General features: G+C 51.8%; 8 protein-coding genes. 2 read left to right on the top strand and 6 right to left on the bottom strand.

Annotated features, from left to right (window positions below):
- Positions 1-45 precede the first annotated feature (45 nt).
- The 6 genes from CA264_RS00975 to CA264_RS00950 form a co-directional block, all read right to left on the bottom strand.
- Positions 46-1,146 (bottom strand): NAD-dependent epimerase, encoded by a 1,101-nt coding sequence (locus CA264_RS00975; RefSeq protein ID WP_025609546.1) that lies wholly within the window; start codon positions 1,144-1,146, stop codon positions 46-48.
- 252 nt (positions 1,147-1,398) lie between these two features.
- Positions 1,399-3,723, bottom strand: coding sequence for a GumC family protein (locus CA264_RS00970; protein WP_025609544.1), 2,325 nt, complete (start codon positions 3,721-3,723; stop codon positions 1,399-1,401).
- A gap of 18 nt (positions 3,724-3,741) precedes the next feature.
- Positions 3,742-4,533 (bottom strand): polysaccharide biosynthesis/export family protein, encoded by a 792-nt coding sequence (locus tag CA264_RS00965; RefSeq protein WP_025609543.1) that lies wholly within the window; start codon positions 4,531-4,533, stop codon positions 3,742-3,744.
- A gap of 466 nt (positions 4,534-4,999) precedes the next feature.
- Complete coding sequence (locus CA264_RS00960; RefSeq protein WP_025609542.1) at positions 5,000-6,400, bottom strand: exopolysaccharide biosynthesis polyprenyl glycosylphosphotransferase; 1,401 nt, start codon at positions 6,398-6,400, stop codon at positions 5,000-5,002.
- A 931-nt stretch (positions 6,401-7,331) separates the two neighbouring features.
- Positions 7,332-9,965 (bottom strand): valine--tRNA ligase, encoded by a 2,634-nt coding sequence (locus CA264_RS00955; RefSeq protein ID WP_025609541.1) that lies wholly within the window; start codon positions 9,963-9,965, stop codon positions 7,332-7,334.
- Positions 9,966-10,221: 256 nt separating this feature from the next.
- A complete protein-coding gene (locus tag CA264_RS00950; RefSeq protein WP_025609540.1) occupies positions 10,222-10,572 on the bottom strand; it encodes a 4Fe-4S binding protein in 351 nt (116 codons plus the stop codon).
- 115 nt (positions 10,573-10,687) lie between these two features.
- Between CA264_RS00950 and CA264_RS00945 the strand changes: the two genes are divergently transcribed.
- Positions 10,688-11,698: an acyl-CoA reductase gene (locus CA264_RS00945; RefSeq protein WP_025609539.1), complete on the top strand. Its 1,011-nt coding sequence runs from the start codon at positions 10,688-10,690 to the stop codon at positions 11,696-11,698.
- An 89-nt stretch (positions 11,699-11,787) separates the two neighbouring features.
- Complete coding sequence (locus tag CA264_RS00940; protein WP_036777957.1) at positions 11,788-12,087, top strand: hypothetical protein; 300 nt, start codon at positions 11,788-11,790, stop codon at positions 12,085-12,087.
- Positions 12,088-12,109 lie beyond the last annotated feature (22 nt).

Genomic DNA, 12,109 nt, shown 5'->3' with positions numbered 1-12,109 from the left:
GTGGCGGCAACCGGGGCTGCCTTTGGGGCTATGTGGCCAGTGCTGTTAGCTCAGCGTCACTTTTTGCGGCTCTATGTATGCGCTAGGAGCCTTGCCAACCCCGTAATACGACACGTACCAGTCCACGAACTTCCGGAGGCCCTCCGCTATTGGGGTGCTGGGGCTATAGTTAAAGTTATCTACTAAGTCATCCACGTTCGCCCACGTGGACACCACATCCCCCGGCTGCATTTCCTGCATATCGAGGATCGCTTTCCTCCCCAGGCACTTCTCAATCTCCCTTATAAACCCCATCAGCTTGACAGGCCGGTTGTTGCCGATGTTATAGATACAGTATGGCGCCGTAGAGCGCGACGGGTCCGGCTGCTTTGGATCCCACTCTTCACAGGGCTGCGCCGGCCTTCCCATCACATTCACGATGCCATCCACAATATCGTCTATATAGGTAAAGTCGCGCTCCATTAAGCCGTGGTTGAACACCCGGATGGGCTTGTTGCAGGATATGGCATCGGCGAATAGAAAGTACGCCATGTCGGGCCGGCCCCACGGGCCGTACACAGTGAAAAACCGAAGCCCGGTTGTTGGTATCTTATAGAGGTGGCTGTAGGTATGCGCCATCAGCTCATTGGCCTTTTTACTGGCTGCATACAACGACACGGGGTGGTCTGTGCTGTGCTTTACAGAGAAAGGCATTGTTTCGTTTAAGCCGTACACACTGGAGGAGCTGGCGTATACCAGGTGCTTGATCTTGTTATGCCTGCTGGCTTCCAGGATGTTCAGAAAGCTAACCAGGTTCGACTGCGCATAGGCATCCGGGTTCGTAATGGAGTAGCGCACCCCCGCCTGCGCCGCCAGGTGCAGAATCACATCAAACTGTTCATCAGCGCAGAGAGCCATCAGTGCGGCTTTGTCTTCCAGGTTCATCCTGATAAACCGGTAGTTGGCGTGCTTTAGGCTGGAGACTTCCTGGTTCCAACTGATAAGGTGCGCTGGAATCCCGCTCTCGGCTAACCGGTCGTACTTCAGGCGGGTGTCATAGTAGTCGTTGATGTTATCCACCCCTACTACGGTGTCTCCGTTTTGAAGAAGCTTCTCTGCCAGGTGGAAGCCCACAAATCCTGCTGTTCCGGTTACCAACACTTTCATCTCTTGAGCCGTTTAGAGTTATGTAATTTGTTTTTTTAGCTTTATTCTACAGCCTGCCTTCTCCCGCGCCAAACCAGCCTTCACCCGTCAGGCACGGTGGGTGCGTCCGGGAAAGGCGCTGCCCGGTCCGCCGTGCGGACAGCGAGAAGGCGTGCGTCGGTTTATCCGCAGACTCCGGAGCGTTACGCTTCCGGTTATAGAAGTGCGGGAGGTGGTGCGCCGGGCTGCTTGCAGAAAGCGTCGCGGCACAGGCTACACGTTAACTGCGGCGCTCCTGCTTCTGTAGGTCTTGTCGTTGTACTTGCTCTCGTACCCGTAACCATAGCCGTAGCCGTACCGCCCTTTGGCAAATCCCCTGGGTTTCACTCCGTTGAAGACAATGGTCGCATTATGGAGAGCCTGCAGTTTGTTGTCGGTCAGCAGGCGCTTCACCACGGTTTTAGGCGTATAGTCGTGCCTCATTACCAGAATGGTGATGTCGCAGTACTCAGAGAGCAGGTATGCGTCTGACACCAGGTCAACGGGAGGCGTGTCTATGATCAGGTAGTCGAAGGAGTTCTCCAGGTAAGAGAAAAGGTCCTCCAGCTTTCCGTTCAGGAGCAGTTCGGTGTGGTCGCCGATATCGTAGCCTGCCGGCAGAACGCTAAGGTTGCCGAATTTGGAAGCCACCGTTATCTCTTCCGCCGTCGCCTCCCCTCTCAGAAACTCAATAATGCCTCTCTGCTTATACAGGTCGAGCTGCACAGAGGAGTTGGGGTTTCTTAAGTCAAAATCGACCAGCGCCACCTTCTTGCCTGAGGAAGCCAGGCTTAACGCCAGGTTCGTGCTCACATAGCTCTTTCCTTCTCCCGGTATACTGGAGGTCACCAGGATTTTCCTCTTCGTGAAGGTTCGCCCGTACAGGCCCAAAGTAGTTCGCAGCTGCCTGAACTGCTCTATCACAGAGGCCTCTGTGGGCGCTGTAAGCATGTTGGCCTCCGCAGGCTTTTTATAAGCCAGCTCAGCCACAATAGGGGCAGTAGTGTACTGGGTGATCTCTGAACGGAACAGCAGCTTGCTGTTCAGCATTTCCTTCCCTGCCACCACAGCAAGACCCGCCGTGCACGCACCTATTATCGCCATCAAATAGATGTACAGCGGCTTAGGGCTTACAGGCAACGATGAGGTGCCCGCCATATCAATCACCTGGCTCTCTTCGGTGGTAGGCGCATAAGACAGCACTGTTTCCTCCCTTTTCTGTAGCAGAAAGCTGTAGGCGTTGTTCTTTATGTCCTGCTGGCGGCTCAGCTCCATCAGCTGCCGCTCTTTTTCAGGGATGGAGCCCAGGGCCGAGCTGTACTGGTTATTCGTAGACGACAGCGTGGAACGGCTGGCCACCAGGTTTACCCGCTGGTTGCGGATGTTCTCCAAAATCCGCGGCCGGATGCTTTCTATCTCGTTGCTGACCGAGACCAGGATAGGGTTGTTCTCAGCGGTTGTGCCACTCAGCTTTTGGTATTGGGTTTCGGAGTTGTAGAGTTGCTCTAGCAGCTGAGACAGCACAGGGTCGCTGATGCCAAGCGTGGACGGAACGAAGCTTGCCGAGGAATTTCTGGAGACCACGTAGCGTTCCACCTTGTCCAGCACGGCCAGCTGCGTGTTGATCTCTGAGATTTTCCGGTCGTTATCCCTTACGTTTTCCAGGAACAGCTTTCCCTGCTCGCTCAGGTTAACGCCTCCCTGCGTTGACTTAAACTGCACAACCTCACTCTCCAGCGTCTGCAGCTCGCTGACTACCTGCTGAATTCTGTCTTCGACGAAATCGAGGGTGTTGGCGGCCAGTTTGTTTCTGTCGTCAATCGCCTTTTGCCTGTAAGACTGGATCAGCTTGTTCAGGATATCTTCGCCCCGCTGCGGCACAGGGTCGTTCAGGTACAGGTTCACAACAGACGAGAACTTGCTGGACGACTGTATCCGTATTTTGGCGAGTAGCTCGTTTGTGATTTGCTCTGGAGGAACTATGGCAAAGTACAGGGGCTCCGAGGCATCCGTAGTTTGATCGCCGTTGGGGATAAACTTCAGCGTACCGTACCGTGTCTGCACCCACCTATCCAGCGGGTAGTTTTTGCCGTCGACCCTAACCGTTTTGTTTTTACTGTTGTAAGTAAAGTATACTTTGGGGTGTGAGATGGCCCGATCCGGGTCCTTAAGCTTGATTTTAATCGGCGACGAAGTATAGGCTGACACAGCGTTAAACTTAGCCTCCTCATAAATGGGGGCATACAGCGCCAACTTGTTAACCACCTTTGCGAGCAGCGCCCGGGAGTGGATCACGTTTATTTCATTCTCTACCGTTTTGTTAGAGGTAAACGCATCGATGGACTCCGTCATCTTAGACTCGTTCACTCCTTTTTGCTCATCCTTGATGAGAAGCGAGGCCGTTACTTCGTACACCGGAACCGATAGAAAGTGAAGGTATGCCCAAGCGCCTGCCACGGAAAGGGCAAGCAGTATGGAGAACAGGGGCCAAAAGGGAAGGTACTTGTAAGCCAGGGACGAAAACAGGCTTTCTTCAGAACTATTGATATTGTTGGGCATAAGCGTGCTGTTATGGTATTATCTCGTCAAACGGTCAAGGCCTATTACAACTACAGTTAGACCACTGAATACAACCGGAAGCCACTGCCTTGCAGAGCTCGCGCTTTGTATTTTGGTCTTGTTGGGCTCAACATAGATGATGTCGTTCGACTTTAAGTAGTAATAGGGCGATGTGAACAGCGCATCCGATGTCAGGTCGATCCTGGTGAGTTTTTTATCCCCGTTTTCTTCTCTGATCAGGAGCACGTTGTTACGGCTGGCGTAAATCGTAAGGTCCCCGGCCAGGCCGAGCGCCTCTAAAAGTGTGATCTTCTCATTCGGCACAGTGAGTACGGACGGGCGTGCCACCTCACCTAACACCGAAATCTTGTAGTTGAGGTAGCGCACGTCAACAATAGGCTCTATCAGTAGCTTTCTGCGTACTAGTTCGTGTTCAATCCCCTCCTTAAAAGCCGTTTTGGTTAAGCCGGCGGCTTTCACCTTCCCCAGCAGTGGGATTTCTATGTAGCCCTGCTGATCGACCAGATAGCCTATTGCCGGCGACACCATACTGGTGGCGTTGGCATTGGTTACGCGGCCAGAGTTTTGGTTCAGCACGTTAAAGATCTCTGACGCTCCCGGGTTTAAACTGATAATCGATATGTTTAACAGGTCGTTTGGCTGTATCTCTGGCTCCAGGTTATCTAAATTGCCCTTGTAAACAGCACTTCTGGCATTCTTAAAGTATGTTGCATCGTTCGTTGACGCGCAGGACGCCGCAGTGAAGCAACAGAAGACTACATAGCAAAATATTAAAAGTTTATTCATCATGGCTGCTTCTCGTTTGGGTGAGTTTTACGGACAAGCTTGTTTGATATATTACTATTAAAAACCAAAAAGGTTATAACCTATATCAAAAAGTACACGCTAGAGCAAGAGGTGCCATCCTTCGGCAGAAAGGCATAAAAATATTACTTTAAAAATCAATAATAGCATCTATCCAACCATACAAGAATTTATCACTGATCTTGAGCACAAGAACAACTTAAAGTCTGGCCTACTATAGGCTCATTAATTTCTTAGAACAGTATAACAAAGAGGTAAACAACAGTTAATGTAAATAATTAAACATATAATTTAACCACAGCTTAAATAGGTCAAAATTAACACAAATCAGGTTTTACCGCTTCAGGCACGTTAAGCAAAGGGAGGCAGCTACTACAAGGAGGGCGGTGCAAAACGCTCCGGCGACTGGCCTTCAGCAGCAACAGTAGGTGTAGGCAAGCGGGATAGATACTTAAAAAGCTCCCTGGTGAGTTTTACGTCCGAAGATGGTCAAGTATATGATCTTCATATCGAGCCACAGCGTCCAGTTCTCTATGTACCACAAGTCGTGCAGTGTTCTTTGGCTCTTTTGTTCCTGGGTCTCTGTAGGGCCTCTCCAACCGTTTATTTGCGCCCAGCCTGTTATGCCAGGTTTAAAGTAATGCCTCACCATGTAGCGCTTTTCACTGATCTGGAACTGCTTGTTGAGAAAGTTCCGGTGCGGGCGCGGCCCAACAACGCTCATGTCTCCCAACAGCACGTTCAGGAACTGCGGCAGCTCATCCAGGCTGTACTTCCGCAGCACTTTGCCAACCTTGGTTATTCTCTCGTCATTCTGCTTCGTAGAGAGTGTCCCCTTGCTTTCATCGTCGTTGCAACGCATACTCCTGAACTTATAGATCCTGAACTGCTTACCCGCTTTGCCTGTTCTGATCGGGCAATAGAACAAAGGGCCGGGAGAGTCAAGCTTTATCAGTAAAGCGATCACTAAGAACAAAGGAGACAAGGCGACCAGGGCCAGAAAAGCAAAGACTTTGTCAAACGAGTTCTTTACCCAGAAAGCGAGCGGGTCGTCTAACGGGACCTGCCTGACGTTGATGGCGTCGATGTGCCCGTAGCGGGTTATTTTGTAGTTGGTGCCCAGCAGCCCCTGGTAGTCGGGCACGTATTTCACCCTGATCCCGTGGTAGTCAGCAACCTCAATAATGCTTTTCACCTTCTTGGAGGGCTTTACCGGGAGCGCTATCACAATTTCATCCACGGGGTTTTCGCTCAGGTAGGAGTGGATGCTCTCCAGGTCACCTATAATCCTGTCGTTGGTGACAACGCTCTCCTCCTTCTTACACTTGATAAAGCCCTTGATGTGACGGGGCGTTTTAGAGTGTGCCTGCAGGTGCTTTTCCACGTTTACGGCCATGCTGCCTATACCCGCCACCAAGGTAGATTTGGCCTTAACAGAAGGAGCCAGCGAACTCATATGAACACCCTTGTCTTCGCTTGCCGTTTTGGAGCGCGCCATCTTCATCACCAGCGCCTGGATCGGGATGCCCAGTACCGGCAGCGCTATCAGAAGCATAACAGAGACCACGCTGACTGATTCGTAGAACTCTGACGAGCTCAGCAGCACCAGCACCGTTAGGATTAAGATCAAAGGCAGCTTCATGTAGTTGGCGGCAGCATTACCGACCTTATTTTTAGCTATATGGGGCGCGTACATACTCAAAAAGTTCAACACTACGAATAGAACGCCAATAACAATGGCCCACTCTAAGCTGATATCACTGTACTTGTTCAGTAGATATATCAGCAACAGAACCGCCACAAAATATCCCCCATCGGACACTGTTCCTGAATAACTCTTGTACTTAATCATATAGTAAAAACATTAAATGATGCAATTAACCCGCTCATATGACTGAGTATAAAAATAGACAGGGTGAACTGTTTATATGGTTGGCTATACAGAAACACACAACACTTATACAGATGCAGATATACTACATTTATATATTAGACTACATGCGTTTTCTGCATAAATAGAACAAAAAAAACAACTAAATACTACAAATATTAAGCAGTATATAAGCTTATTAAGATGGAACCCGCCCCTAAGCTTTGTCACAGCACAAAGGCGTTTCTGCTATAACAGTTTAGCAAGCAATTATACTTGCCTAAGTATAATTGCTTAACCACCTGCAACTATTGGCATAACTAAACTTAAAAAGGTATAATTAATATTATTATACCTCGCAAAAGCATATAAGATTCACTAATCAAACATTTTTTATAAAAAAATTAACAAGGAGATAATCATCATATGTAACAAAGAAACGCGACTGCTGTTTTCTCTGTCAGACGCTACTGAAAACCCAGCTTTAACGCTACACATATAGTACAATTTTAACCAAGACAGCTAAAGGCTAGCAAAGGCATCTGCGGAAGGATAAAGGAGCTAGCTCCGCTTCTGTAAGCTGCTAAAAGGGTAATGGCAACAGCTCACGTTCACTGCTGTAAGGTGCTATGCCGCCAGGCCAGAGGGTTGGCAGCAGCATATAACATCCAACACATGACCGCCTGCTGCACCAAAGCCAGGGAAAGCGGCTAAGGGATATTTCCATTAACAGGCTTGCCTCCAGGTTCTACTGCGCCACGTGCCACCGGCAGCTTACCTCCAGGTTAGCAGGCTCTGCCGACCTCCCGAGGCCGTGGCGCAGGCCCGGAGCAGGCATATTATAAACAGCACCAAAACAAAGCGGCCGCTCCCTTACGAGAGCGGCCGCTTTCCCTTTCAATGCTAATATATGTTACAGCGCAGCCAGGCTTTGCTCAATGGCATTGATCTTGGCCTCGGCATCGGCTTTTTTCTTACGCTCGTTGGCGATCACGGCCTCCGGCGCACCGCTTACAAAGCGCTCGTTGCTCAGCTTCTTATCTACAGCCAGCAAGAAACCCTTGGTATACTCCAGCTCCTTTGTCAGTCGCTCGCGCTCAGCGGCCACGTCGATGTTACCCTCCATCGGGATGAAGAATTCGTCTCCGGCCACAATAAAGCTAATAGCGCCCTCCAGGTTCTCCTCCACATACTGCACTTCGTTCAGGTTAGCCAGTTTGCGGATAATGCCCAGGAACGGTTCGTACTGGTCATGGCTGATAGCCTTAATGAACAGGTCGAGCTGCTTGGAGTTCGGGATATTTTTGGAGTTGCGGATGTTGCGGATAGCGCCAATCACGTTCAGCACGCTTTCCATCTGCTCTATAATCTGTTTATCGAACTTGTCTTTTTTAGGCCAAGCCGATACAATCAGGTACTCCTTGTCCTTGCGCTCCCTCAGGTCGTGCCAGATCTCCTCAGTGATGAACGGCATAAACGGATGCAGCACCTTCAGCACCTTCTCCAGGAAGGCCGTGGTGGCCTCTATGGTTTGCTTGTCGATCGGCTGCTGGTAGGCCGGCTTGATCATCTCCAGGTAATTGGAGCAGAAATCATCCCACACCAGCTTGTACACCGTCAATAAGGCATCCGAAATACGGAACTTGCTGAAGTGGTCCTCGATCTGTACGAAAGCCTCGTTAAAGCGCGACTCGAACCACTTCACCGCTGTCTCGTTCGGGAACGGCAGGCTCTCGTCTACCTCCCAGCCCTTAATCAGGCGGAAGGCGTTCCATATCTTGTTGCTGAAGTTACGCCCCTGCTCCACCAGCTTCTCATCGAACAGCAGGTCGTTACCGGCCGGTGAACTGAACAGCATACCCGCACGCACACCGTCGGCGCCGTACTGGTCGATCAGGTCGAGCGGGTCCGGAGAGTTGCCCAGTGATTTCGACATTTTACGGCCCTGCGCATCACGCACGATACCGGTCAGGTACACGTTTTTGAACGGCAGCTCGTTGCGGAACTCGTAGCCGGCCATGATCATACGCGCTACCCAGAAGAACAGGATTTCCGGCGCTGTTACCAGGTCGTTGGTCGGGTAGTAGTACAGGATGTCTTTGTTATCCGGATCCTTAAAGCCGTCGAACACCGAGATCGGCCACAGCCAGGAAGAGAACCAGGTGTCCAGCACGTCTTCGTCCTGGCGCAGGTCGCTCAGTTGCAGGGCCTCGTTGCCGCTCTCTTTGCGGGCCAGCACCAGCGCCTCCTCCTCCGTGGCGGCCACTACAAACGAGCCGTCTGGCAGGTAGTAGGCAGGGATACGCTGCCCCCACCACAGCTGGCGTGAAATACACCAGTCGCGGATGTTCTCCATCCAGGAGCGGTACATGTTCTTGAACTTCGGCGGGTGCAGGCGGATTTCGTCGTTCATAACAGACTCCAGCGCAGGCCCGGCCATTTTATCCATCTTACACCACCACTGCATCGACAGGCGCGGCTCAATTACAGCACCCGTACGCTCCGAGGTCTGCAGCACGCTGGCATACTCCTCTATCTTCACCAGGTGCCCTGCTTCCTGAAGGTCTTTCACGATGTTGCGGCGGGCGGCAAAGCGGTCCTGCCCTACATACAGCTGCGCCTGCTCATTCAGGGTGCCGTCGTTGTTTAGGATGTCAATAGTAGGCAGCTTATGCTTCTGGCCCAGCTCGTAGTCGTTCAGGTCGTGGGCGGGCGTTACCTTTAGCGCACCCGTACCGAAGTCTATACTTACGTACTCATCCAGAATAACCGGAACCTCCTTGCCCAGCAGCGGAATGCGCACGCTCTTGCCGTGCAGGTGGGTATAGCGCTCGTCGTTCGGGTTTACGGCCACGGCCACGTCGGCCATGATCGTTTCGGGGCGTGAGGTAGCCACCGTTATATAAGTTGGCGCTGCTGCACCTTCTGCCACTACTTCGTAGTTCAGGTGGTACATTTTGGCCATCGTGTCTTTTGGCACCACTTCCTCATCGGAGAGGGCGGTTTTGCCCTGCGGGTCCCAGTTCACCATGCGCACGCCGCGGTAGATCTGGCCTTTGCGGTACAGGTCCACGAACACCTCAATCACGGCGGCGCTCATGTCGTCTTCCATCGTGAAGCGGGTGCGGTCCCAGTCGCAGGAGGCGCCGAGCTTTTTCAGCTGATCCAGAATAATGCCGCCGTACTTCTCTTTCCACTCCCAGGCATAGGTCAGGAACTCCTCGCGGGATATATCGCTTTTGCTGATGCCTCTTTCCTTGAGCATGGCCACCACCTTCGCCTCCGTGGCGATAGACGCGTGGTCGGTGCCCGGTACCCAGCAAGCCTCCTTGCCCTGCATACGCGCACGGCGGATCAGCACATCCTGTATGGTGTTGTTGAGCATGTGGCCCATGTGCAGCACGCCCGTTACGTTCGGCGGCGGGATGACGATGGTGTACGGCTCTTTGTTCGGATTGGGCTTGGAGCGGAAGAAGCCGCGCTGCATCCAGCTGTCGTACCACTTCTTCTCTACTTCTTTGGGGTTATACTTGGTTGAGATTGACATCGTATTGCGGTTATTTTCTGCTTTTGGGCTAAGGAGCAAAATTAACAATTTTCCTGATACTAATTGTCTGAATCAGGATTTAGAGGATTTTGAGAATGTACAGGATGCGTTTTCTGCACCACTTGCCAGAGGGGGTTTATTTAACTTACGGCATTTACAATCCTGTCCGTCTCCTCCATCCTGAAAGTCCTGATCTAGGCAACAAAAAAGCGCCTGTTCCTCTCGGAGCAGGCGCTTTTCCTGAAGCTTTTTATACTTAGCTAGCCTGGTGCAGCCAGTCTTTCTTAGCCAACAGTTCCTCCTCCGTTTCGCGGTAATCCGGGTCATCGACGCAGCAGTCTACCGGGCATACGGCTGCGCACTGAGGCTCCTCATGGAAGCCCATGCACTCGGTACACTTATCAGAAACGATGTAGTAGAACTCGTCTGAAATAGGCTGCTGGGCCGCATCGCCCGGGATGACCTCGCCATCCTCAATCTCAACCTCTTTCAGCTCAGTGCCTCCGCCCCAGGTCCACTCCATGCCACCTTCGTAGATAGCAGTGTTTGGGCACTCTGGCTCGCAGGCTCCGCAGTTTATACATTCATCGGTTATCATTATAGCCATAGTCGTATCTCCTGTATATTTTTTATACTTTTGTAATCTTGTTTCTTTTAAAGAACAAAATTAGGAACAAAGAGTATCCCTATCAAATAAATTTGTTTAAACTCACCATATTGCCATGACACTTGAGAACAGGATCGAAGCCTTTGTAGCGTTGGGGAAGCAACTGCGCAGCCTTACACACGAAGACAAGCAGGCATGGGCCTTTGCAGCGGCATCGCGCAACACCTGGTTTACAGAGGAAAACGTGTCCTGCGCTCTCAGTGGCATTATCACCATGCTCGATGAGCAGTACCTCCGTGAGTGGCTTTACCCGTACCACCTCAAACAGGTTACACCTAAAAAGGTTGGCGTGGTGATGGCGGGCAACATCCCGATGGTGGGTTTCCATGATTTCCTGTCGGTGCTGATCAGCGGGCACTACCTGCTGGCCAAGCTGAGCTCCGATGACGAGGTGCTCATCCGGCGCCTGTCCGACATGCTGATCAGCATAGAGCCAGCCTTCGCCAACCGCATCGAGTTTGTGCCCTTGCTGAAAGGGGCCGACGCGATTATCGCCACCGGCTCGGATAACACCGCGCGCTACTTTGAGTACTACTTTGCCAAGCGCCCGCACATTATCCGGAAGAACCGCACCAGCATAGGCGTGCTCACCGGCCACGAGGAGCCGGACGATCTGCGCGCCCTGGGAGAGGACGTGTTCCGCTACTACGGCCTGGGCTGCCGCAACGTATCGAAAGTGTTTGTGCCCGAAGGCTACAAGTTCGACAGGTTCTTTGAGGCGAACGAGCACCGCAGCAACATCCTGGACCACCACAAGTACCAGAACAACTACGACTACAACAAATCCATCCTGCTGGTAAACCGCGTGCCGCACTTCGATAACGGCTTTATGCTGGTGCAGCAAAGCCAGGGGCTGGTTTCCCCTATCTCGGTGCTTTTCTTCGACACGTTTTCCTCGCTGGCCGACCTGCGCCACAAACTGGCAGAGGTGAAGGACAAAACACAGGTGGTGGTTTCTGCCCACGGCTGGCTTGAAAACAGCGTTCCGTTTGGCGAAGCGCAAAAGCCAATGGTGTGGGATTACGCTGACGGGGTCGATACACTGGCCTTTTTACAGCGCCTGTAGTTCCGTAAAAATCAGCGTTAAAACATTGCATTACTGTTGCGGGTTTCCTATATTGATTCTTAATCTTTGAACCTTTTAGCAAACCGCAGATGCAAACCTATCTAAACACCATCCCGATGGTGGCCAAGGAGCAGATCCCTGCTTTCCACTTTGGCCACGAAGATGTACTCACCGACCCGGAGGCCCGCAAAAGACGTATGTGGGACCTAAACCGCGCCACCTCCCTTGGCAATGTGTACCAGGGCAAGGTCGAGATCACCTTCCAGACCGCTGAAGGCGACCAGAGACGCGTAGACACCACCGTGTGGGCCGTGGACGACAAGTTTATGACCTTGAAGGCGGGCTGCGCCATTCCGGTAAACTCTATCCTCGGGATTGAGTTCTTTTAAAGGAGCTCCTCCCCTACAGCCG

This window comes from Pontibacter actiniarum (genome assembly GCF_003585765.1).
In the GTDB taxonomy this organism is placed as follows: Bacteria; Bacteroidota; Bacteroidia; order Cytophagales; family Hymenobacteraceae; genus Pontibacter; species Pontibacter actiniarum.
Note: the sequence above shows the minus strand (reverse complement) of the source record. Positions and strands in the feature narration are given on the sequence as shown.